The following is a 22,963-nucleotide window of genomic DNA, read 5'->3' on the forward strand; positions in this document are numbered from 1 at the left end:
TAAACACGACCTTACGCGACTTCGACCAAAAGACCTAATCGCTTTCCCTCCGGGGCCCTGGCCGACCCCCGCCGGCCTCGGCCAGGGCCCCGGAAACCCCGCAGGGGCCCGGGGAAACGCCGCAGAGGCCCGGAAACGCCGCAGGGCGGCCACCCCGTGAGGGGTGACCGCCCTGCGATCAGTGACGCGCGACTCAGCCGGTGTACGGGCCGTAGTCGTAGTCGTCCAGCGGAACCGCCTGGCCGGAGCCGGCGCCGAAGGGCGACAGGTCGTAGTCGTCGTAGCCGACGGCCGAGTACATCGCGGCCTTGGCCTCCTCGGTCGGCTCGACCCGGATGTTGCGGTAGCGGGGCAGACCCGTACCGGCCGGGATGAGCTTACCGAGGATGACGTTCTCCTTGAGGCCCAGCAGCGGGTCCGACTTGGCGTGGATCGCCGCGTCGGTGAGGACCCGGGTCGTCTCCTGGAAGGAGGCGGCCGACAGCCAGGACTCGGTGGCCAGCGAGGCCTTGGTGATACCCATCAGCTGCGGACGGCCGGAGGCGGGGTGACCGCCCTCGGCGACCACGCGACGGTTCTCGGTCTCGAAGCGGCCGCGCTCGACGAGCTCGCCCGGGAGCAGCTCGGCGTCGCCCGACTCGATGATCGTCACGCGGCGGAGCATCTGCCGGATGATGATCTCGATGTGCTTGTCGTGGATCGACACACCCTGCGAGTTGTAGACCTTCTGGACCTCGGCGACCAGGTGGATCTGGACGGCCCGCTGGCCCATGATGCGCAGCACGTCGTGCGGGTTGGTGGCACCCATGGTCAGCTTCTGGCCGACCTCGACCGCCTCGCCCTCGCTGACGAGCAGCTTCACACGCTTGGAGACCGGGTAGGCGATCTCCTCGCTGCCGTCGTCCGGCGTGATGACCAGCTTGCGGGTCTTCTCGGTGTCCTCGATGCGGACCCGGCCCTGCGCCTCCGAGATCGGGGCCACACCCTTGGGGGTACGGGCCTCGAAGAGCTCGACGACACGCGGCAGACCCTGGGTGATGTCGTCACCGGCCACACCACCGGTGTGGAAGGTACGCATCGTCAGCTGGGTACCGGGCTCACCGATGGACTGGGCGGCGATGATGCCGACCGCCTCACCGATGTCGACCAGCTTGCCGGTGGCCAGCGAGCGCCCGTAGCACATGGCGCAGGTGCCGACGGCCGACTCACAGGTCAGGATCGAGCGGGTCTTGACCTCGCCGATGCCGTGGCGGATCAGCTCGTCGATCAGCACGTCACCGAGGTCGGTGTTGGCGGTGGCAAGGAGCTTGCCGTCCACCGTGATGTCCTCGGCGAGCATGCGGGCGTAGACGCTGGTCTCGACGTCGTCGGCCTTGCGCAGCACGCCGTCGGCGCCCACGGAACCGATCGACAGCTTGAGGCCGCGCTCGGTGCCGCAGTCCTCCTCGCGAATGATGACGTCCTGGGAGACGTCGACCAGACGACGGGTGAGGTAGCCGGAGTCGGCGGTACGCAGAGCGGTGTCGGCCAGACCCTTACGGGCACCGTGGGTCGAGATGAAGTACTCGAGAACGGTGAGGCCCTCACGGAACGACGCCTTGATGGGACGGGGGATCGTCTCGTTCTTGGCGTTGGACACCAGACCACGCATACCGGCGATCTGGCGCATCTGCATCATGTTTCCACGAGCACCCGAGTCGACCATCATGAAGATGGGGTTGGTCTTCGGGAAGTTCGCGTTCATGGCCTCGGCAACCTCGTTGGTCGCCTGGGTCCAGATGCCGATGAGCTCCTGCTTGCGCTCGTCGTTGGTGATCAGGCCGCGCTCGTACTGACGCTGGACCTTCTCGGCCTTGGCCTCGTAGCCCTCGAGGATCTGGGGCTTGCTCGGCGGGACGACGACGTCGGAGATCGAGACGGTGACACCCGAGCGGGTGGCCCAGTGGAAGCCGGCCGCCTTCAGGTTGTCCAGGGTCGCCGCGACGACGACCTTGGGGTAGCGCTCCGCCAGGTCGTTGACGATCGCGGAGAGCTGCTTCTTGCCCACCTCGTAGTCGACGAACGGGTAGTCCTCGGGCAGCAGCTCGTTGAAGAGCGCGCGGCCCAGGGTGGTCTGCAGGCGAAAGGACTCGCCCTCGAACCAGCCCGGCTGACCGTCCTCGTCGATCGGCGGGGTCCAGCCACGGGGCGGGACGGTGCCCATCGGCAGACGGACGTCGATGACGGCCTGGACGTCCAGCTCCTTGGCGTCGAACGCCATGACGGCCTCGGCGGTGGAGGAGAAGGAACGGCCACCGCCCTTCACCTCCTCGCGGTCCGAGGTGAGGAAGAACAGACCGAGCACCATGTCCTGGGTCGGCATGGTGACGGGGCGACCGTCGGCCGGCTTCAGGATGTTGTTCGAGGACAGCATCAGGATGCGGGCCTCGGCCTGCGCCTCCGCGGAGAGCGGCAGGTGGACGGCCATCTGGTCACCGTCGAAGTCCGCGTTGAACGCGGTGCAGACGAGCGGGTGGATCTGGATGGCCTTGCCCTCGACCAGCTGCGGCTCGAAGGCCTGGATGCCGAGGCGGTGCAGGGTGGGCGCACGGTTCAGCAGGACCGGGTGCTCGGCGATGACCTCTTCGAGGACGTCCCACACGACCGGACGGGCGCGCTCGACCATGCGCTTGGCCGACTTGATGTTCTGCGCGTGGTTCAGGTCGACCAGGCGCTTCATCACGAACGGCTTGAAGAGCTCCAGCGCCATGGCCTTCGGCAGACCGCACTGGTGCAGCTTGAGCTGCGGGCCGACGACGATGACCGAACGGGCCGAGTAGTCGACTCGCTTGCCGAGCAGGTTCTGACGGAAACGACCCTGCTTGCCCTTCAGCATGTCGCTGAGGGACTTCAGCGGGCGGTTGCCCGGGCCGGTGACCGGACGGCCACGACGGCCGTTGTCGAACAGCGCGTCGACGGCCTCCTGGAGCATGCGCTTCTCGTTGTTCACGATGATCTCGGGGGCACCGAGGTCGAGAAGCCGCTTCAGGCGGTTGTTGCGGTTGATGACGCGGCGGTACAGGTCGTTCAGGTCGGAGGTCGCGAAGCGGCCACCGTCCAGCTGCACCATCGGACGCAGGTCCGGCGGGATGACCGGGACGCAGTCCAGCACCATGCCGTTGGGCTTGTTGGTGGTCTGCAGGAACGCGGAAACGACCTTGAGGCGCTTCAGCGCACGGGTCTTCTTCTGGCCCTTGCCGGTGCGGATGATCTCGCGCAGGCGCTCGGACTCCTCCGCCAGGTCGAAGGTCTCGAGGCGGTCCTTGAGGGCCGCCGCGCCCATCGAGCCGGAGAAGTAGGTGCCGAAGCGGTCGCGCAGCTCGCGGTAGAGCAGCTCGTCGCCCTCGAGGTCCTGGACCTTGAGGTTCTTGAAGCGGGCCCACACCTCGTCGAGGCGGTCGAGCTCGCGCTGCGCGCGGTCGCGCAGCTGCTTCATCTCGCGCTCGGCGCTCTCGCGCACCTTGCGGCGCACGTCGGCCTTGGCGCCCTCGGCCTCCAGCTCGGCCAGGTCGGTCTCGGCCTTCTTGGCGCGGGCCTCGAGGTCGGAGTCGCGGCGGTTCTCGATCTGCTGACGCTCGACCGAGACGTGCGCCTCCAGGGACGGCAGGTCGCGCTGGCGGCGCTCGTCGTCGACCCAGGTGATCATGTAGGCGGCGAAGTAGATGACCTTCTCGAGGTCCTTCGGCGCCAGGTCCAGCAGGTAGCCCAGGCGGGACGGGACACCCTTGAAGTACCAGATGTGGGTGACCGGGGCGGCCAGCTCGATGTGGCCCATCCGCTCGCGACGCACCTTGGCGCGGGTCACCTCGACGCCGCAGCGCTCGCAGATGATGCCCTTGAAGCGGACGCGCTTGTACTTACCGCAGTAGCACTCCCAGTCCCGGGTGGGGCCGAAGATCTTCTCGCAGAAGAGCCCGTCCTTTTCCGGCTTCAGGGTGCGGTAGTTGATGGTCTCCGGCTTCTTGACCTCGCCGTGCGACCACTGGCGGATGTCGTCGGCGGTGGCCAGGCCGATGCGGAGCTCGTCGAAGAAGTTGACGTCAAGCACTGGTCGTCAAGCCCTCTTTCGTAAGTCGAGAGTCGTTCATGTGGTCTGAGGGGGGCCTGGGGGCGGGCCGGCTGCGCGGGCAGCCGGCCCAACCTCCGTCAGACCTCTTCGACGCTGCTCGGCTCGCGCCGGGACAGGTCAATGCCGAGCTCTTCGGCGGCGCGGAACACGTCCTCGTCGGAGTCCCGCATCTCGATGGACTGGCCGTCCGAGGACAGCACCTCCACGTTGAGGCAGAGCGACTGCATTTCCTTGATGAGGACCTTGAAGGACTCGGGAATGCCGGGCTCGGGGATGTTCTCGCCCTTGACGATGGCCTCGTAGACCTTCACGCGGCCGAGGACGTCGTCGGACTTGATGGTGAGGAGCTCCTGCAGCGCGTAGGCCGCGCCGTACGCCTCGAGGGCCCACACCTCCATCTCACCGAAGCGCTGACCACCGAACTGCGCCTTACCACCGAGCGGCTGCTGGGTGATCATCGAGTACGGGCCGGTCGAGCGGGCGTGCAGCTTGTCGTCGACCAGGTGGTGCAGCTTGAGGATGTACATGTAGCCGACCGAGACCGGCATCGGGAACGGCTCGCCGGAGCGGCCGTCGAACAGCCGGGCCTTGCCGGTGGAGTTCACCAGGCGCTCACCGTCACGGGTGAGGGTGGTGTTGTCCAGCAGGCCGGTGATCTCGTCCTCGCGGGCGCCGTCGAAGACCGGGGTGGCGAGGTTGGTGCCGCCCTGGACGGTGTCGGCGCCGATCGCCTGCAGGCGCTGGGCCCACTCGTCGGCGAGGCCGGAGACGTCCCAGCCCTGCTTGGCGAGCCACCCGAGGTGAATCTCCAGGACCTGCCCGGGGTTCATTCGGGACGGGACGCCCAGCGGGTTGAGGATGATGTCGACCGGGGTGCCGTCCTCCAGGAACGGCATGTCCTCGACCGGCAGGATCTTGGAGATGACACCCTTGTTGCCGTGACGGCCGGCGAGCTTGTCACCGTTGGTGATCTTGCGCTTCTGGGCCACGTAGACGCGGACCAGCTGGTTCACGCCCGGGGGCAGCTCGTCGCCCTCTTCGCGGTCGAAGACGCGGACGCCGATGACCTTGCCGGACTCACCGTGCGGCACCTTCAGCGAGGTGTCGCGGACCTCACGGGCCTTCTCACCGAAGATCGCGCGGAGCAGGCGCTCCTCCGGGGTCAGCTCGGTCTCGCCCTTCGGGGTGACCTTGCCGACGAGGATGTCGCCGGTGACGACGTCGGCGCCGATGCGGATGATGCCGCGCTCGTCGAGGTCGGCGAGGACCTCCTCGGAGACGTTCGGGATGTCCCGGGTGATCTCCTCGGGGCCCAGCTTGGTGTCACGGGCGTCGACCTCGTGCTCCTCGATGTGGATCGAGGAGAGGACGTCGTCCTGCACGAGGCGCTGCGACAGGATGATCGCGTCCTCGTAGTTGTGACCCTCCCAGGACATGAACGCCACGAGGAGGTTCTTGCCGAGGGCCATCTCGCCCTCGTCGGTGCAGGGGCCGTCGGCCAGCACCTGGTTGACCTCGACGCGGGCGCCCTCGTCCACGAGCACCTTCTGGTTGAAGGCGGTGCCCTGGTTGGAGCGGGTGAACTTGGCGGCGCGGTACGTGGTGTACGTGCCGTCGTCGTTGGCCACGGTGACGTAGTCGGCCGAGACCTCCTGGACGACACCGGCCTTCTCGGCGGTGATGACGTCCGCGGCGTCGACGGCGCAGCGGTACTCCATGCCGGTACCGACCAGCGGAGCCTCGCTCTTCAGCAGCGGCACCGCCTGGCGCATCATGTTCGAGCCCATGAGTGCGCGGTTGGCGTCGTCGTGCTCGAGGAACGGGATCATGGCGGTCGCGACCGACACCATCTGGCGCGGCGAGACATCCATGTAGTCGATCTCGGTGCCGGGGATGTAGTCGATCTCGCCGCCACGGCGGCGGACCAGGACGCGCGGCTCGGCGAAGGTCAGCTCCGCCGTCAGCGGGGCGTTGGCCTGCGCGATGACGTAGCGGTCCTCCTCGTCGGCCGTGAGGTAGTCGACCTGCTCGGTGACGACACCCTCGATGACCTTGCGGTACGGGGTCTCGATGAAGCCGAAGGCGTTGACCCGGCCGTACGAGGCCAGCGACCCGATCAGACCGATGTTCGGGCCTTCGGGGGTCTCGATCGGACACATGCGGCCGTAGTGCGAGGGGTGCACGTCACGGACCTCGAAGCCGGCGCGCTCACGGGAGAGACCGCCGGGGCCGAGCGCGGACAGACGACGCTTGTGGGTCAGGCCCGACAGCGGGTTCGTCTGGTCCATGAACTGCGACAGCTGGCTGGTGCCGAAGAACTCCTTGATGGAGGCGACGACCGGCCGGATGTTGATCAGGGTCTGCGGCGTGATCGCCTCGACGTCCTGGGTGGTCATGCGCTCGCGCACGACGCGCTCCATACGGGCGAGACCCGTACGGACCTGGTTCTGGATGAGCTCGCCGACGTTGCGCAGGCGGCGGTTGCCGAAGTGGTCGATGTCGTCGACCTCGACCACGATGTCGCGGCCCTCGCCGTCACGCCACTCGGTCTCGCCCGCGTGCAGCTTCACCAGGTACTTGATCGCACCGATGATGTCGGGCTCGGTGAGCACGCCGGAGTCCAGCGACTCGGCGTTGCCCAGCTTGCGGTTGACCTTGTAACGGCCGACCTTCGCGAGGTCGTAGCGCTTCGGGTTGAAGTACAGGTTCTCCAGAAGCGTCTGCGCGGCCTCGCGCGTCGGCGGCTCGCCCGGACGCAGCTTGCGGTAGATGTCCAGGAGCGCGTCGTCCTGGCCCTGGGTGTGGTCCTTCTCCAGGGTGTTGCGCATCGACTCGTACTCGCCGAACTCCTCGAGAATCATCTCGTTGGTCCAGCCGAGGGCCTTCAGCAGCACGGTGACGGACTGCTTGCGCTTGCGGTCGATGCGGACGCCGACCATGTCGCGCTTGTCGATCTCCATCTCCAGCCAGGCACCACGCGAGGGGATGACCTTGCAGGAGTAGATGTCCTTGTCGGAGACCTTGTCCAGGGTGGAGTCGAAGTACACACCCGGGGAACGGACCAGCTGCGACACGACGACACGCTCGGTGCCGTTGATCACGAACGTGCCCTTGTGGGTCATGAGCGGGAAGTCGCCCATGAAGACCGTCTGAGACTTGATCTCACCGGTCTCGTTGTTGGTGAACTCGGCCGTGACGAAGAGCGGAGCCGCGAACGTGAAGTCGCGGTCCTTGCACTCGTCAATGGAGTTCTTCGGCGGCTCGAAACGGTGGTCGCGGAAGGTCAGCGACATCGACCCACTGAAGTCCTCGATCGGGGAGATCTCCTCGAAGATCTCCTCCAGACCGGACTTGGTGGGGACGTCCAGACCGTTCTCCAGCGCCTTCTCGACCCTGGACTTCCAGGCCGCGTTGCCGAGCAGCCAGTCAAAGCTCTCGGTCTGCAGGGCCAGGAGGTTCGGGACCTCGAGGGGCTCCTTGATCTTCGCGAACGAGACGCGGAGAGGAGCGGTGGATGCGGCGGAATTGTTCGAGGCGTTGCGCGGCGCGGCCAAGAGGGGGGTCCTTCCGAGGGCTCGGAGCTCACTACGCGCGTACCAGCCGGGCCTAATTGGGCTTGGACCCGCCTCCTCGCCACTGGCCTCCGCCGGGGTCGAAACCCCAGGTCAGAGCCGCTTTGCGGAGGCGATGCCAGACCCCTTCAGGGCAACGCAAACTCCGGGCGACGAGTCACGGAGCAGCTAACAGGCAGCGCAAAGGGACAGTGTAGCCAAAGGCCACACTGCTGTCCAGCTCTGATTCGGAGACCGAATCGGAGACTCCTCCCGGTAGCCGGCGGACGCGAACGCCTGCCGGGTACTGCTCTAACTCACGTGGAGTCATTTCCCGCCGGAGCCACTGGTTATGCATCCAGCAGCGAACCAACCGGGCGGACTCGCGCCTTGAGAATCGCGCGCCGCGCCAGGGTTCGTCAAGGGCCCGCCGACGGGGCGGACCTCGCCCCGTCCATCGGTCCGGACCCCTCCCGCGTTACAGACGCCGTGGTGGGGGCCGCCCCTGACGACGGTGATCACCTTACCGCTCGCCACCGACGGTGCCGAGTGAGCGGTGGGCCACACCGGTGGGCCGCGCCGGCCCGGACGGGAAAACGGGGCCGGGCACCGCCCGGTACCCCGGGAACGCAAAAAGCCGGGCCGACCACCCGCAAGGGTGATCGGCCCGGCCGTACGCCCCCTCAGAGGGGGCGCATGATCACTTGACGGTGACCTTGGCGCCGGCACCCTCGAGGGCGGCCTTGGCCTTCTCGGCAACGTCCTTGGCAACCTTCTCCAGGACCTTGGCACCAGCGGTGTCAACGAGGTCCTTGGCCTCCTTCAGGCCGAGGGAGGTCAGGGTGCGCACCTCCTTGATGACCTGGATCTTCTTGTCGCCGGCACCGTCGAGGATGACGTCGAACTCGTCCTGCTCCTCAGCGGCCTCGGCGGCCGGGCCGGCAACGCCGGCGGCGGCAACGGCGACCGGAGCGGCAGCGGTGACGTCGAACTTCTCCTCGAAGGCCTTCACGAAGGCAGCGAGCTCGATGAGGGTGAGCTCCTCGAACTGCGCGAGCAGCTCGTCCTGGGTCAGCTTCGCCATGATGGCGTCCTTCCACTAAATCGGCAGGTGGTGCCGTATGTACGGGTTTGGCGGGCACGGGCCCGCAGCGAGGCGTGAGCCTGCCGAACTACTCGGCGGCAGCGTCCTCGGCGGCGGGAGCCGGCGTACCGGCACCGCCCTGCTCGACCTTGTCGCGCAGCGCGTCCACGGTGCGGACGAGCTTCGACGGCAGGGCCTGGAAGAGCGCGGCAGCCTGGGACTGCTTGGCCTTCAGGGCACCCGCCAGCTTGGCGAGCAGCACCTCGCGGGACTCGAGGTCCGCGAGCTTCTTGATCTCATCGGCGGACAGCGCCTTACCGTCAAGGACACCGCCCTTGATGATGAGAGCGGGGTTCTCCTTGGCGAAGTCACGCAGAGCCTTCGCCGACTCCACCGGGTCACCGGTGACGAAGGCAACAGCCGTCGGACCGTTGAACAGGTCGTCGAGCTCCGTGATCCCGACCTCATTGGCCGCGATCTTGGTCAGCGTGTTCTTCACCACGGCGTACTCGGCGTTGTCGCCGAGCGAGCGACGCAGGGTCTTGACCTGCTTCACCGAGAGACCGCGGTACTCGGTCAGCAGCGCCGCGGAGGAGCCACGGAACTTGTCCGTGATCTCGGCAACGGCAGCAGCCTTGTCGGGCCTGGCCATAGGCTTACGCCTCCTTCCGTGATGTCGAAGTCGGGCCGACCGCGAAAGTCGACCTAGGTCGCCGCGGACCGACCGGACGGAAGGAAAGCTCCTGCGAAATGCAAGGAGCCCCGGTGCGCAGGCGCACGGGGCTCGTGACGACCTCGACGGGCGTCCACGCGAGCGCGGTACCCGGAAGTCGAAGCTCCAGACACACCTGCGCGGGCTGCCTGCGACGAATCGCAGATCCTTCGGCCACCGGCTCCCTGACGGGGCGCGGCGACAACCAGCGGTCTTTGGCTTCGGTAACAGTAACGGCACCGCGCCGTCCGGGGCAAATCGCCCGGACCCCGCCCGTCCCGGGGCTCAGCGGGCCAGTGGGGAGACCGTCCGGACGCCGGTGTCCACGGTGTCCGTCTCGGCGGGCGCCTGCGCCGAGAGCAGGGCCCCGGCGAGGTCGGTGTAGAGCACCGAGTCGTCCGCCCGGCCGCTGTCCCCGTTTCCGGTGCGCTGGATCCGGACCAGCTGGTCCTTGTCGTTGAGCCAGAGGTCCAGGGTGAGCGAGAGCGAGCCGCCGGGCGCGAGCGCGGCCCGCAGGCCGTCCCGGCGGGCCTGGGTCAGCTGGGTCTGGGCGGCCGCGTACTTCTCGGCGGTGGTGGTGACCCGGTAGTGCTCGACGGTCGAGTCCTCGTACTTCTCCTCGCCGACGAAGGCGGCGTCCGTCCCGTCGGCGGTGGCCGCGGCCAGCGCCTCGACCGGGTTCAGCAGGTCGATCAGCCCGGCGTAGGGGATCTCCTTGTGGCCGTCCGGGTCCGGCGGGACGGTGAAGCGCTCCCAGTGCCTGCCGCCGTGCCGGGCCGCGGTGGCGGCGTCGCCGCCCTGGTAGGCGACGGTGTCCACGACGATCAGCTGCTCGGCGTCGCCCGGGGTGGAGCGTTTGACCTGCAGTGCCGTCTTGGGCTGCCAGAACAGCGGGCCGGATCCGGCGTCCGCACTGAGCCGGTAGCTGACCTTGGCCCGGCGGGCGGTCTGCATGGCCAGCTGGGCGGAGAGCAGCACCCCGTGCGGCGAGCGGTCGGTCGGCTTGGCCGGCCCGGTCGAGGAGGCGCCGGCCGGCGAGGCGCTGGTCGTGCTCGGGCTGCCGGACGGCGTCGCGCGCGCGTCGTCTCCCCCGCCGCATCCGCTCAGCCCGCTCGCCAGCAGGGCGACGACGACCACCGCCGCCAACCGCTGCCGTCCCGCCACGTCCGTTCCCTCCTCGCCCGGCCCCCGTCCGACGGCGGCCCTCCTCCGGCCACCATGCCACCCGCCACCGGCTCGGTCGGTGGCGGCCCCCTCGTCGGGCCGCGCGGCCCGGGCGGATCCACCGGGTCGGCCGAGTCGGGACGCGGAACGGGGAGCCGACGGCGTCGGCTCCCCGTCCGCCCGGGTCAGCTGGTGGCGTCGTCCTTCATGTACTGGTCCAGGTCGCCGAAGTCGATGAAGTCGGCCGGCTCGGACGCGATGACCGGGGTCCCGTAGTCCGAGTACGTCACGGAGACGTTCAGCGGGCCGGCCTTGGTCTCGGACCGCTCGGTCCGCTTGACCACGAGCTGGTCGGCATCGACCCAGACGTCGACCTGGTCGCTGGTGATGCCGGCCCCGGTCAGCTTCTGCTTGATCTGGTCGAGCTGGTCCGCGGTCACTCCCTGACCGCTCGCCTTGGCCATGTCGGCGACGCTGAGCGTGCCCGAGTAGTGGGTGGTGGCCTTGCCGTTCACCGTTTCCGGACCGACCTCCGCGACCTTGCCACTGGCGATCAGCGTCCGGACGCCCTGCACCGGGTCCGCGTTCTGGAGCTGGTCGGTCGAGCCGCCGGTCGCCTTGGCCATGTCGGCCTTGTCGAAGCGCACCCAGTGCGGGCCCCCACCGCTCTGGACCATCTGTCCGCCCAGGCGCATGTACATCGCGTCCTTGGTGTACAGGTACCGCACGCTGGGCCCTCCGGTCACCGGCTCCAGGACCTTGGCCATCGGCGAGCCCGACAGGTCCATCGTCAGGTCGGCTTCGAGGCCGTCGGACCAGCCGACCGCGCCCTTGCCCTTGATGGTGACCGCGCCCACCGTGATCACCTCGTCGATCTTCGCCGACTTGGCCGCGCCGGTCTTCTGGGTGACCTGCTCCAGGTAGACCGCCGGCGTCACCTTGGTCGGCTTCGAGGCGGCCTCCGACGAGGCTGCGGACGACGGCGCGCCAGCCTGCGCGCCGGCCGTGGTCGGCGCGGCCGGGGCGGCCGGGGCGGCGTTCCTGCCGTCGCCGTTGCTGTCGTTGCAAGCGGTCGCGGTCAGTGCCACAGCGGCAAGGACGACGGCGACGGCGGTCTTGCGGGTTCCAGCCATGGTTCCCCCCTTGAGAACCCCCGGGCGCGAGGTGCGCCCGGGGCGGTAGCCGGTCGTGCGGGTGGAGCCCCACGGGCTCCGGTTCACCGGCCCGGCCGGATCAGCCGAGCAGCTTGAGCAGGTCGGTCGCGTCGCCGAGGTCGGCGGCGGCGGGCGCCGTGATCGCGGAGGCCTTGCCGAGGTCCGAGTACTTGACGGTGACGGCCTGCTTCTGGCCGTTCGTGTCGCCGTACTCCTGGTACTGGACGAGCTCCTGCTTGCCGTTGAGCCAGAAGTCGAAGGTGAGGGTCTTGCCGTCCTCCTCCAGCGTCTTCTGGACGGCCTTGCGCTGGCCCTCGGGGAGCGCCGACATCCCGGCCACCAGGACGGAGGTGTCCTCGACCGCCCGCAGGTGGGTGGTCTGGACGCCGCCCAGGCTCTCCTGGCCGACCTTGGACAGCTTGCCGCCCTGGGCCGCGACGGTGAGCACGACGACCGGGTTCAGCATCTGGCCCGCCGCCACGAAGCCGTCACCGGCCTCGTTGCCGGCGGGCAGCTTGACCCAGTGCTTGCCGCCCAGGGCCGCGGCCGCGTCGCCGCCGCCGAGGTAGGCGTCCGCCCCGATCACCCGGAAACTGAGCTTCTTGCCCCCCATGTCGCCGGTCAGGTCCGCGGCGGCCTTGGCCGGGTCCTTCCAGTCGGCGTCACCGGAGCCGCCGCCCTTGGCGTCGTCCGGGGCGATCATGGTGACCTTGCCGTTGCCGGCCTTCTGCATGACCAGTGCGGAGGCGGCCAGCGCCGCCTTCGGGTCTCCGGTCAGCGCCGCCGCGATCGGGTCGCCGCCCTTGGCGTCACCGCTCTTGGCGTCGTTGCCGCCCTTGCTGCCACTGCTGCAGGCGGTGACCGCACCGAGCAGGACGGCCGTCGTCGCGACGGCCGAGGCGAGGCGCACAGCGCGCATGGAGTACCCCCGTGAGGTCCGATTCGATCCATGGAAGAGCTGATATTCAGGTCTTCTCAGGACTTTTCCCAGGCGGACTCTAACGGATGGCCCGAGCCGCCACGCACCGGATGTCCCCCTCCCGTCAGCCGCCCGCGGTAGGCGTCGCGTCTTCCGTTCCGGAGGAGGGGACATCCGTGGTGGTCACGGTGGTTCCGGCACTGCCCCGCACCGTCTCACGCAGCCTCAGCAGCCGCTCGCCGGGTCCGACCCAGACGTCGAAACCGATCGCCGTCACCCCCTGCTGCCGGCACCAGTCGACCGTCGCGGTCCGCCGCTGCGGGCTCAACTCCTCGTCCTTGCCGAAGAATTCGTCCACCGACACGGAGCCCTGGTAGTGCGCGACGGCCATCCCGTCCAGTTGCTCGCCACCGAGCGAGCCGAGTGCGACGTGCTGGGCGATCGCGTACGCGCGGCTGCCCGGTCCGGTGATCAGCGCGGTCGTCCAGCCTCCCGCGTAGCCGTCCGGATCAGGGCCGGCCGTCGGGTCCAGCGACTCGGCGCCGGCCCGGTCGGCGTGCTTGGCCGCACCGCCCTGGTACGCGAGGTCGACCGCACCGTTGCGCAGCGCCAGCTGCCCGGTGCCCGCCTCGTCGGTGACGGTCAGCTCGGCCTCGTCCCGGGGGCCCCAGACCAGGGTGCCGCTCGCGGTGCGCCGGCCGGCCGGGCCCTCCCGTACCACCTCGATCCGGGCGCCGCCGGCGTCGTCCAGTGCCTGCGCGGCCGAGAGCACCACCTGCTTGGGCGGCACGGCCGCGGGGGTGCCGGGCCTCCGGGTGTCCGGGGTGGCCAGCAGGCTGCAGCCGGTGCAGGCGCCGAGCAGCAGGAGAGCCGCCACCAGGGCGGCGGAGCGGGGGGCTGTCGGCACGGGACACTCCGTCGGTCACAGGCTCTCCACATGATCTGACCGGCAGAGCGTACGACGTCTCGGGCATCCGTTCCCATCCGAGCCGGTCCCGATCCCGCAACCGTTCCGATCGCGGCCCCGGCTCCCCGAAGGACCACGGCCCCGGAAACGACGACGGCCCCGGAAACGACGGCGGGCCCGCACCCCCGGTGAAGGGGGTACGGGCCCGCCGTACGGACTGCTCTAGAGCACTGGGGCTCAGACCGCGGCCGGGTCCTCCTCGGTGAGGAGGTTGCGGGTGCGGTTCGGGTCCACCTGGATGCCGGGGCCCATGGTGGTCGAGAACGCGGTCTTCTTGATGTAGCGGCCCTTGGCGGCGGACGGCTTGGCGCGGAGCACCTCGTCCAGCGCGGCGGCGTAGTTCTCGACCAGCTGCTCGTCGGTGAAGGAGGCCTTACCGATGATGAAGTGCAGGTTCGAGTGCTTGTCGACGCGGAACTCGATCTTGCCGCCCTTGATCTCGTTCACGGCCTTGGCCACGTCCGGGGTCACGGTGCCGGTCTTCGGGTTCGGCATCAGACCACGGGGACCGAGCACGCGGCCGAGGCGGCCGACCTTGCCCATGAGGTCCGGGGTGGCGACGACGGCGTCGAAGTCGAGGCGGCCCTTGGCGACCTCGTCGATGAGCTCGTCGGAACCGACGATGTCGGCACCCGCAGCACGCGCGGCCTCGGCACGCTCGCCGGTCGCGAAGACCAGGACCCGAGCGGTCTTACCGGTGCCGTGCGGGAGGATCACGGTGCTGCGGACCATCTGGTCGGCCTTGCGCGGGTCGACGCCCAGACGCATGGCGACCTCGACGGTGCCGTCGAACTTGGTGGTGCTGGTCGCCTTGGCGAGGCGGACGGCCTCGAGGGGGGCGTAAAGGCGCTCGCGGTCGACCTGGGCGTCCGCGGCCTTCAGGGCCTTGCTGCGCTTCATAGCTGCTCCTGAATGGTGATGGGAGTTGTGGTGTCACGGGCCTGCGCGGGCCCTACCACAAGGGACGAGAAGGGTTTCAGCCCTCGACGGTGATGCCCATCGACCGGGCGGTGCCGGCGATGATCTTCTCCGCGGCGTCCAGGTCGTTGGCGTTCAGGTCGGGCATCTTGGTGGTGGCGATGTCGCGGACCTGGGCGCTGGTGAGCTTCGCGACCTTGGTCTTGTGCGGCTCGCTGGAGCCCTTCTCGACACCCGCGGCCTTCAGGATGAGGCGCGCGGCCGGCGGCGTCTTCGTGATGAAGGTGAAGGAACGGTCCTCGTAGACCGTGATCTCCACCGGCACGATCATGCCGCGCTGCGACTCGGTCGCAGCGTTGTAGGCCTTGCAGAACTCCATGATGTTGACGCCGTGCTGGCCCAGCGCGGGGCCGACCGGCGGCGCCGGGTTGGCCGCACCGGCGTTGATCTGGAGCTTGATAAGCCCCGTGACCTTCTTCTTCTTGGGAGGCATGTCTCTCCGGGTCCTTCCGAGAGGTGATTGCTGGTGCGTGCGGAACCGGGGCGACACCCGGCCGGGAGCACACACATCGAACCAGGCTAACGCGTTCGCGCCGCTGGACCAAAACGGATCCGGGGCAGGGCGCTCGGCCCCACCCCGGATCCGAAGACCGTATGACTAGTTCTTCTGGATCTGGTCGAAGGAGAGCTCGACCGGGGTCTCCCGGCCGAAGATCTCGACCAGGCCCTTGACCTTCTTCGAGTCGGGGTTGATCTCGTTGATGGTCGCCTGCAGGGTCGCGAACGGACCGTCGGTGACGGTGACCGAGTCGCCGACCTCGAAGTCCAGCACCTGGATCTCGCTCGGCTTGATCGGCGAGGGCTTGCCGGCCTCCTTGGCCGCCTGGCGCTCGACGTCCGGGGCGAGCATCTTGACGACCTCGTCCAGGGTCAGCGGGTACGGGTCGTAGGCGTTGCCGACGAAGCCGGTGACACCCGGGGTGTTGCGCACGACGCCCCAGGACTCCGGGGTGAGGTCCATGCGCACCAGGACGTAGCCGGGGAGCTTGTTCTGGCGGATGGTCTTGCGGTCGCCGTTCTTGATCTGGACGACCTCCTCCTGCGGCACCTCGGCCTGGAAGATGTACTCCTCGACGTTCAGCGAGACGGCGCGCTGCTCCAGGTTCTGCTTCACCCGGTTCTCGTAGCCCGCGTAGGTGTGGATCACGTACCACTCGCCCGGCATGAAGCGCAGGTCCTCGCGGAACTTGGCGACCGGGTCGACCTCCTCGGCCTCCTCGGCCTCCTCGGCCTCCTCGGCGGCGGCCTCGTCGGCCTCGACCTCGTCAGCCTCAGCCTCGCCGGCCTCGGCCTCGTCGGCGGCGGCCTCGACGTCGCCCTCCACGTGCAGCGCGGCCTCCTCGGCGGGCTCACCGGCCTCGGCCTCGTCGTACGCCTCGACCTCGTCCTCGTCGCTGTCCGCGGCGTCCACGATCTGCTCGGCGGACTCTGCGTCGTCAGCCAGCTCGGCCGCGTCCAGCTCGGCGGCGACATCCGCCTCGCGGACGGTCTCGTCGGCGTCGTACAGGGGGGACTCAGACACGGTGGCTGCTTCTTTCCTGGAGATGGTGAAGGTGGCGCGCTCCGAAACCCGACCCGGCACGCTGCCGCTCGCGCGGGCGCCTGGAGAGGTCTCGGAGACTTCAACAGTACCGAGTCAACGGTAATGGCGCGTACGTCCGCCGCAGACAGCTCGACCCGGGCCGAAGGTCGGCCCGGGTCGGAAAGCTGTTTCGAAGGTGGTCGGCCGCGTCAGCCGAAGATCCAGAGGCTCATCTTGGAGAAGCCGTAGTCCAGGCCGGCCACGAAGGCCATCACGACCACGACGAACACGACCACGACGGTGGTGTAGTTGGTGAGCTCGCTCCGGGTGGGCCAGACGACCTTGCGCAGTTCGGCGATGATCTGGCGGTAGAACAGCCCCATACGGGCGAACAGGCCCTTCTTGGCCCGCTTGCCGGACTTCTTGTCGCCGGAGCGGTTGGCCCGCTTGCGGTCGCGGCGCGAGAGCGCCTTCTCCTCGCCCTCGGCAGGCGTGGTCTCGGCAGCGCCGTCGGCACCCTCGGGGTTGCCGCTCTCAGGCGTTGCGGTGGAGCCCGTGGTCTCCGTCACTCGTCCTCACCTGAATCCGGGTCCTGCCGAATCCGTCGCCGCGCACCCGATGGAGCGCGACCGGCCGGCTTAGCGGTGCTGATCGGTGCCATCTCCGCATCAAGCCCGCTCGCTCTGTGGAGCGAACGGGCTGACAACGGATCAAGCAGCAGGGCAAGAGGGACTCGAACCCCCAACCGCCGGTTTTGGAGACCGGTGCTCTACCAATTGAGCTATTGCCCTACGGTGCCTCGCGGCTCCGGTGGCGACCAACCTACCGCATCTCTCCCCGCTGTCTGCACAGACGGTGAAAGCTCCGGTCTTTTTCGGCGGGCCGTCGAGGAGCGAGTGTACGTGGTCGAGGGGTGTTTGGTCGAACCTCTTCTTCCGGGAGGACCGATCGCCCGGCGGATGTCCGGTCCGACGGGGCGCCCGCCGACGGATCGTCGGGCGCCGCGATGCGGACGGAGCCGTACGGATACTGGAACCTCGATGCCCGGTCCGTCCCGGTTCTGCGACGATGCAGGCATGAGCGCTTCCACCCCGCAGCCCGACCAGTCCATTCGCCCCGCCGACCGCCGGGTCTCCGCCCGGATCGGCGCGATCGCCGAGTCCGCGACCCTCGCCGTGGACGCCAAGGCCAAGGCCCTCAAGGCCGCCGGCCGCCCGGTCATCGGCTTCGGTGCCGGCGAGCCCGACTTCCCGACGCCGGACTACATCGTCGAGGCGGCCGTCGAGGCCTGCCGCGACCCGAAGAACCACCGGTACACGCCGGCGGGTGGCCTGCCCGAGCTGAAGGCCGCGATCGCCGCCAAGACGCTGCGCGACTCCGGCTACGAGGTGGACGCCTCCCAGGTACTGGTCACCAACGGCGGCAAGCAGGCGATCTACGAGGCCTTCGCGGCGATCCTGGACCCGGGCGACGAGGTCATCATCCCGGCCCCGTACTGGACCACCTACCCCGAGTCGGTCCAGCTGGCCGGCGGTGTCCCGGTGGAGGTCGTGTCCGACGAGACCACCGGCTACAAGGTCTCGGTCGAGCAGCTGGAGGCCGCCCGCACCGAGAACACCAAGGTGGTGCTGTTCGTCTCGCCGTCCAACCCGACCGGCGCGGTGTACACCGAGGCCGAGGCCGAGGCGATCGGCCGCTGGGCGCTGGAGCACGGCCTGTGGGTGCTCACCGACGAGATCTACGAGCACCTGGTGTACGGCGACGCCACCTTCACCTCGCTGCCGGCCCTGCTGCCCGAGCTGGCCGACAAGTGCGTCGTCGTCAACGGTGTCGCCAAGACCTACGCGATGACCGGCTGGCGGGTGGGCTGGGTGATTGGCCCCAAGGACGTCATCAAGGCCGCGACCAACCTGCAGTCGCACGCCACCTCGAACGTCTCCAACGTCGCGCAGCGCGCCGCCCTGGCCGCCGTCGCCGGCGACCTGGACGCCGTCGCCGAGATGCGCACCGCCTTCGACCGCCGCCGCAAGACGATCGTGCGGATGCTCAACGAGATCGAGGGCGTCTACTGCCCCGAGCCCGAGGGCGCCTTCTACGTCTACCCGTCGGTGAAGGGCCTGCTGGGCAAGGAGATCCGCGGCACGCGCCCGCAGACCTCCGGCGAGCTGGCGACCCTGATCCTGGACGAGGCCGAGGTCGCGGTCGTCCCCGGCGAGGCCTTCGGCACCCCCGGCTACCTGCGGCTCTCCTACGCGCTCGGCGACGCCGACCTGGCCGAGGGTGTCAGCCGGATCCAGAAGCTGCTCGGCGAGGCCCGCGACTGACGTCGGCCCGACATTCGGGATTCACCCGGTACACCGCCCTCTTTCACCCCTTCGGGGGAGGGAAAGAGGGCGGTTCCCGTTTGGGGGTCCCATACGGCAGTATCGGTGAATGGAACGCCTGTTGAACCCGCGAGACGTCAGGGGCCTCCCGAAGGCCCACCTGCACCTGCACTTCACCGGCTCGATGCGCCCCGCCACGCTGCTGGAGCTGGCCGACAAGCACGGCGTCCGGCTGCCGGAGGCGCTCAGCTCCGGTGAGCCGCCGAAACTGCGGGCCACCGACGAGCGCGGCTGGTTCCGCTTCCAGCGCCTCTACGACACCGCCCGCTCGGTGCTGCGGGACGAGGCGGACATCCGCCGGCTGGTCCTGGAGACCGCGCAGGACGAGCGGCAGGACGGCTCCCGCTGGCTGGAGATCCAGGTCGACCCGACCTCGTACGCGCCCCGGCTGGGCGGACTGATCCCCGCGCTGGAGCTGATCCTGGACGCGGTGGAGAACGCCGCCCGGGCCACCGGGGTGGGCATCCGGGTGCTGGTCGCGGCCAACCGGATGAAGTCCCCGATGGACGCCCGGACGCTGGCCCGGCTGGCCGTCCGCTACGCCGACCACGGGGTGGTCGGCTTCGGCCTCTCCAACGACGAGCGCCGCGGCTTCGCCCGGGACTTCGACCGGGCCTTCGCGATCGCCCGCAACGGCGGCCTGCTGGCCGCCCCGCACGGCGGCGAGCTGGCCGGCCCGGAGTCCGTCCGGGACTGCCTGGACGACCTGGACGCCGGCCGGATCGGCCACGGCGTGCGGGCCGCCGAGGACCCCCGGCTGATGGAGCGGCTGGCGGCCCGGCAGATCACCTGCGAGGTGTGCCCGTCCTCCAACGTCTCGCTCGGCGTCTACGAGAGCCCCGAGGAGGTCCCGCTGCGCAAGCTCTTCGACGCCGGGGTGCCGCTGGCGCTGGGCGCGGACGACCCGCTGCTGTTCGGCAGCCGGCTGGCCGACCAGTACGACCTGGCCCGGGACGTCCTGGGCTTCGGCGACGCCGAACTCGCCGAGCTGGCACGGCAGTCGGTGCGCGGCTCGGTCGCCCCGGAGGCCGTCCGCAAGGAGCTGCTGGCGGACATCGACGCCTGGCTGGCGAACGGGCACGCCCCCGCGGACGCGCCCGCCACCGCCGCCGCGACCTCGACCTCGACCTCGACCGCCTAGAGCGCGACGCCCACCATCACCGGCTCGTTCACCAGCTCCACCCCGAAGGCCTCGCGGACCCCGTCCCGGATCTCCCGGGCCAGGGCCAGCAGGTCCTCGGCGGTGGCCGAGCCGCGGTTGGTGAGCGCCAGGGTGTGCTTGGTGGAGAGGGTCGCCGGGCCGCTGCCGTAGCCCTTGCCGAAGCCCGCCTTGTCGATCAGCCAGGCCGCAGAGGTCTTGGTGCAGCCCTCCGGGGCCGGGTAGGCGGGGGCGTTCTCGGCGCCCGGGCGGGTGCGGAAGGACTCGTACTGCGCGGCCGTGAGCACCGGGTTGGTGAAGAAGGAGCCCGCCGACCAGGTGTCGTGGTCCGCCGGGTCCAGCACCATGCCCTTGCCGGCCCGCAGCTTCAGCACCGCCTCGAACGCCTCGGCCAGCGGCACCCGCTCGTCCTGCCCGACGCCGAAGTGCTTGGCCACCTCGGCGTACTTGACCGGGCTGGAGAGCCCGGCGTGGTCCGCCAGGGCGAACCGGACCCGCAGCACCACGTAGCGGTCCGGCTCGGCCTTGAACCGGCTGTGCCGGTAGGAGAACGCGCACTCGGCGTTCGAAAGCGTGACCGCCTCGCCGGTGGCGCGGTCGTACGCGACCACCTCGGTGATCGTCTGGGCGACCTCCTGGCCGTACGCGCCGACGTTCTGCACCGGGGTGGCGCCGGCCGAGCCGGGGATGCCGGCCAGGAACTCGATGCCGGCCAGGCCGTGCTCGCACACCGCCCGGGCGACCGCCTCCGACCACACCTCGCCGGCGGCCAGCTCCAGCACGGCGCCGTCCAGGACGAAGCCGGTGGTGGCGATCCGCAGCACGGTGCCGGAGAAGCCGGCGTCGCCGATCACCAGGTTGGAGCCGCCACCGAGGACCAGCAGCGGCTCGCCCGCCGCGTCGGCCTCGCGGACGGCGGCGATCACCTCGTCGTCGGTGTGGGCCGTCACCAGGCGGCGGGCCGGGCCGCCGAGCCGGAGCGTGGTCAGCGGGGCGAGGGGGGCGTCGTTTTCTACCAGCACGCCCACCAGCGTACGGGGGGAAAGCGGGCAGTTAATCGCCCGCTCACCTCCGGCCGCCCTTCCGCCGCACCGGCTCAGGCGCGGGCGGCCTCGGCCCGGTCCGCCACCGGCTGCCCGGTGGCAGCCGCAGCCGGGGCTGCGGACTTGCGCCGGCGCGGGATGAGCACCGCGGCGAGTGCTCCGGCCGCGACGGCCGCCGCGCCGACGTAGAGCGCGGGCACCAGCCCGTCCGCGAAGGCCTGCGCCGACTGGTAGCCGCCCTGCGCCGAGAACACGGCCGAGAGCACGGCGACCCCGAGCGCCCCGCCGACCTCGCGCAGCGCGTTGTTGGCGCCGGAGGCGATCCCCTGCTCCTGCGGCCGGACGCCGGCCATCACCAGTTGGGCGGTCGGGCCGAAGTAGAGGGACATGCCGATCCCGCAGATCACGATGGCGGGGACCTGCGTGAGGTAGTCGTACCCGGTGCTCCCGTCGACGACCAGGGCGAACAGCCCCAGGCCGGCGGCCTGGAGCGCCAGCCCGGCGGCCACGATCGGCCGGCCGCCGATCCGGTCGGAGACGATGCCCGCGATCGGCGAGATCAGCAACGGCATCGCGGTCCACGGCAGCATCCGGATGCCGGCCTCCTGCGGGCTGTAGTGGCCGACCCCCTGGAGGTACTGGCTGATCAGGAAGATCGAGCCGAACATCCCGAGGTACATCAGCAGGCTGGCGGCGTTGACGGCGGAGAAGGCGCGGCTGCGGAAGAGCCGCATCGGCAGCATCGGGTGGGCGGCCACGCGCTGCTCGTACCAGACGAAGGCGGCGAGCAGCACGGCGCCGCCGATCAGGGAGCCGAGGACCAGCGGGCTGGTCCAGCCGTCCGGGTTGCCGCGGATCAGGCCGAGCACCACTCCGAACATCCCGAGGCTGACCAGCACGGTGCCGGGCACGTCCAGGGCCCGGTCCGCGCCCCGGCTCTCGCCGAGCCGGAGGAAGGCCAGCGGCAGCAGGACGAGTCCGACCGGGACGTTCACCCAGAAGATCCACTGCCAGGAGAAGTGCTCGGTCAGCGAGCCGCCGATCAGCGGTCCGGCGGCGACGGCGAGGCCGCTGACGCCCGACCAGATGCCGAAGGCCAGCCCCCGCTTGGCCTCGGGCACGGCGGCGGTGAGCAGGGTGAGGGTGAGCGGCATCATCACCGCGGCGCCGACGCCCTGGACCGCCCGGGCGGCGATCAGCTCGCCGATCTCCGGGGAGAGCGCGGCCCCGGCGGAGCCGGCGGTGAAGATCGCCAGGCCGATCAGGAACATCCTGCGGCGGCCGAAGCGGTCGCCGAGGGCGGCGCCGAACATCAGCAGCACGGCGAAGCTCAGGGTGTAGGCGCTGACCGTCCATTCGAGGTCGGACAGCCCGCCGCCGAGTTCCTCGCGGATCGACGGCAGTGCGGTGGTGACCACCAGGTTGTCCAGGGCGGCCATGAAGCTGGCCGCGCTGACGATCACCAGGGTCCAGATCGCGGTCCTGCCGAGGGCCGGTTTCTCCGTCATGACTTCCCCCAGGTTTCTCTAGGTTTCCCTAGGTAGTTATTGATCAATAACTTTCATGCCCCGAAAAGAGGCCGCACGGACACCGCCGTGCGACCCGCCTACTCGGCCCCTTCGCACCCGTCGAGGCCGGTCCACATCCGGTGGTCCGGCGGGTAGCCCAGCGCCACCAGCGTGTTGATCAGCATCCCGTGGGCGAAGAACCGCGTGGCGTCCTTCATGTCGCCGCCGATCCGGATCCTGACGCGATCGAACAGGCCCTCCCACAGCCGCCGGGCGCTCTCCCCGATCTCCTCCTCGCCGGCCGCCCGGGCCGCGGACACCGAGACGTAGAGCTGCATCTGCATCATGAGCTGGTCACGGTCCTCGACCAGGCCCATGTACGCCTCGGACATCGCCTCGGCGGCCGCCTCGCCGGTCAGGCCGGCCGAGGCCTCGTCGAAGACGCGCCAGGTCTCCTCGACGCAGCGCTCGGCGGCCGCCTCGAAGATGGCCTGCTTGCCGGGGAACAGCCGGAACAGGTACGGCTGGGAGACGCCCACCCGGCGGGCGATCGCCTCGGTGGAGGTGCCCCGGTAGCCACCCCGGGCGAACTCGATCACCGCGGCACGGACGACGCTCTCGCGCCGCTCCTCCGCGCTCATCCGCATGCTCGACCTCGCCATGAGTCTCAAGTTAGTGGCCAATCACTATCTACGCAAGGCCCGCGACCG

17 protein-coding genes and 1 tRNA gene are annotated in these 22,963 nt (G+C 69.8%); 2 read left to right on the forward strand and 16 right to left on the reverse strand.

Going from position 1 to position 22,963, the window contains the following annotated elements; all coding sequences use genetic code 11:
* Positions 1-193: 193 nt before the first annotated feature.
* From ACZ51D_RS14610 to ACZ51D_RS14670, 13 genes are all read right to left on the reverse strand, one after another.
* Positions 194-4,087, reverse strand: a complete 3,894-nt coding sequence (locus ACZ51D_RS14610; protein WP_360494921.1) for a DNA-directed RNA polymerase subunit beta' — start codon at positions 4,085-4,087, stop codon at positions 194-196.
* 98 nt (positions 4,088-4,185) lie between these two features.
* On the reverse strand, positions 4,186-7,662 hold the full coding sequence (rpoB, locus tag ACZ51D_RS14615) for a DNA-directed RNA polymerase subunit beta (RefSeq protein WP_360494918.1): 3,477 nt from the start codon (positions 7,660-7,662) through the stop codon (positions 4,186-4,188).
* 697 nt (positions 7,663-8,359) lie between these two features.
* Positions 8,360-8,743, reverse strand: a complete 384-nt coding sequence (rplL, locus tag ACZ51D_RS14620; RefSeq protein WP_360494915.1) for a 50S ribosomal protein L7/L12 — start codon at positions 8,741-8,743, stop codon at positions 8,360-8,362.
* 88 nt (positions 8,744-8,831) lie between these two features.
* A complete protein-coding gene (gene rplJ, locus ACZ51D_RS14625; RefSeq protein ID WP_045693068.1) occupies positions 8,832-9,395 on the reverse strand; it encodes a 50S ribosomal protein L10 in 564 nt (187 codons plus the stop codon).
* Positions 9,396-9,740: 345 nt separating this feature from the next.
* Positions 9,741-10,619, reverse strand: a complete 879-nt coding sequence (locus tag ACZ51D_RS14630) for an SCO4651 family lipoprotein (RefSeq protein ID WP_465616133.1) — start codon at positions 10,617-10,619, stop codon at positions 9,741-9,743.
* A 185-nt stretch (positions 10,620-10,804) separates the two neighbouring features.
* Positions 10,805-11,752 carry an SCO4651 family lipoprotein gene (locus ACZ51D_RS14635; RefSeq protein WP_465616131.1) on the reverse strand — a complete coding sequence of 316 codons (948 nt, stop codon included), beginning with the start codon at positions 11,750-11,752 and terminating at the stop codon, positions 10,805-10,807.
* Between the two features lie 100 nt (positions 11,753-11,852).
* Entirely contained in the window at positions 11,853-12,692 is an 840-nt protein-coding gene (locus ACZ51D_RS14640; RefSeq protein WP_465616129.1) for an SCO4651 family lipoprotein, read from the reverse strand.
* A 124-nt stretch (positions 12,693-12,816) separates the two neighbouring features.
* Entirely contained in the window at positions 12,817-13,599 is a 783-nt protein-coding gene (locus ACZ51D_RS14645; protein WP_465616127.1) for a hypothetical protein, read from the reverse strand.
* A gap of 237 nt (positions 13,600-13,836) precedes the next feature.
* A complete protein-coding gene (gene rplA / locus ACZ51D_RS14650; protein WP_360494901.1) occupies positions 13,837-14,559 on the reverse strand; it encodes a 50S ribosomal protein L1 in 723 nt (240 codons plus the stop codon).
* Between the two features lie 76 nt (positions 14,560-14,635).
* Positions 14,636-15,070 (reverse strand): 50S ribosomal protein L11, encoded by a 435-nt coding sequence (gene rplK / locus ACZ51D_RS14655; protein WP_360494898.1) that lies wholly within the window; start codon positions 15,068-15,070, stop codon positions 14,636-14,638.
* 165 nt (positions 15,071-15,235) lie between these two features.
* Positions 15,236-16,159 carry a transcription termination/antitermination protein NusG gene (nusG, locus tag ACZ51D_RS14660; RefSeq protein WP_465616124.1) on the reverse strand — a complete coding sequence of 308 codons (924 nt, stop codon included), beginning with the start codon at positions 16,157-16,159 and terminating at the stop codon, positions 15,236-15,238.
* A gap of 209 nt (positions 16,160-16,368) precedes the next feature.
* Positions 16,369-16,728 (reverse strand): preprotein translocase subunit SecE, encoded by a 360-nt coding sequence (secE, locus tag ACZ51D_RS14665; protein ID WP_360494892.1) that lies wholly within the window; start codon positions 16,726-16,728, stop codon positions 16,369-16,371.
* A gap of 149 nt (positions 16,729-16,877) precedes the next feature.
* Positions 16,878-16,950: transfer RNA gene (locus ACZ51D_RS14670), tRNA-Trp, on the reverse strand.
* Between the two features lie 285 nt (positions 16,951-17,235).
* On the opposite strand from ACZ51D_RS14670, the gene ACZ51D_RS14675 reads away from it, so the two are divergent.
* Complete coding sequence (locus ACZ51D_RS14675; RefSeq protein WP_465616122.1) at positions 17,236-18,483, forward strand: pyridoxal phosphate-dependent aminotransferase; 1,248 nt, start codon at positions 17,236-17,238, stop codon at positions 18,481-18,483.
* A gap of 109 nt (positions 18,484-18,592) precedes the next feature.
* Positions 18,593-19,684, forward strand: coding sequence for an adenosine deaminase (locus ACZ51D_RS14680; RefSeq protein WP_465616120.1), 1,092 nt, complete (start codon positions 18,593-18,595; stop codon positions 19,682-19,684).
* Here the strand turns inward: ACZ51D_RS14680 and ACZ51D_RS14685 are convergent.
* From ACZ51D_RS14685 to ACZ51D_RS14695, 3 genes are all read right to left on the reverse strand, one after another.
* Entirely contained in the window at positions 19,681-20,724 is a 1,044-nt protein-coding gene (locus ACZ51D_RS14685) for a UDP-N-acetylmuramate dehydrogenase (RefSeq protein ID WP_465616118.1), read from the reverse strand. The genes ACZ51D_RS14680 and ACZ51D_RS14685 overlap by 4 nt on opposite strands.
* A gap of 74 nt (positions 20,725-20,798) precedes the next feature.
* Entirely contained in the window at positions 20,799-22,253 is a 1,455-nt protein-coding gene (locus ACZ51D_RS14690) for an MFS transporter (protein WP_465616116.1), read from the reverse strand.
* Positions 22,254-22,351: 98 nt separating this feature from the next.
* Positions 22,352-22,915, reverse strand: coding sequence for a TetR/AcrR family transcriptional regulator (locus ACZ51D_RS14695; RefSeq protein ID WP_465616114.1), 564 nt, complete (start codon positions 22,913-22,915; stop codon positions 22,352-22,354).
* Positions 22,916-22,963: the final 48 nt, after the last annotated feature.

The sequence above is a fragment of the Kitasatospora sp. NPDC033851 genome (assembly GCF_055576085.1).

Bases quoted from the DNA above. Each gene is read 5' to 3' on its own strand.
- rplA (WP_360494901.1), bottom strand. From the start codon at position 14,559: ATGAAGCGCAGCAAGGCCCTGAAGGCCGCGGACGCCCAGGTCGACCGC.
- rplK (WP_360494898.1), bottom strand. From the start codon at position 15,070: ATGCCTCCCAAGAAGAAGAAGGTCACGGGGCTTATCAAGCTCCAGATC.
- ACZ51D_RS14635 (WP_465616131.1), bottom strand. From the start codon at position 11,752: ATGGCTGGAACCCGCAAGACCGCCGTCGCCGTCGTCCTTGCCGCTGTG.
- rplJ (WP_045693068.1), bottom strand. From the start codon at position 9,395: ATGGCCAGGCCCGACAAGGCTGCTGCCGTTGCCGAGATCACGGACAAG.
- ACZ51D_RS14640 (WP_465616129.1), bottom strand. From the start codon at position 12,692: ATGCGCGCTGTGCGCCTCGCCTCGGCCGTCGCGACGACGGCCGTCCTG.
- ACZ51D_RS14680 (WP_465616120.1), top strand. From the start codon at position 18,593: ATGGAACGCCTGTTGAACCCGCGAGACGTCAGGGGCCTCCCGAAGGCC.
- ACZ51D_RS14695 (WP_465616114.1), bottom strand. From the start codon at position 22,915: ATGGCGAGGTCGAGCATGCGGATGAGCGCGGAGGAGCGGCGCGAGAGC.
- ACZ51D_RS14690 (WP_465616116.1), bottom strand. From the start codon at position 22,253: ATGACGGAGAAACCGGCCCTCGGCAGGACCGCGATCTGGACCCTGGTG.
- rplL (WP_360494915.1), bottom strand. From the start codon at position 8,743: ATGGCGAAGCTGACCCAGGACGAGCTGCTCGCGCAGTTCGAGGAGCTC.
- ACZ51D_RS14675 (WP_465616122.1), top strand. From the start codon at position 17,236: ATGAGCGCTTCCACCCCGCAGCCCGACCAGTCCATTCGCCCCGCCGAC.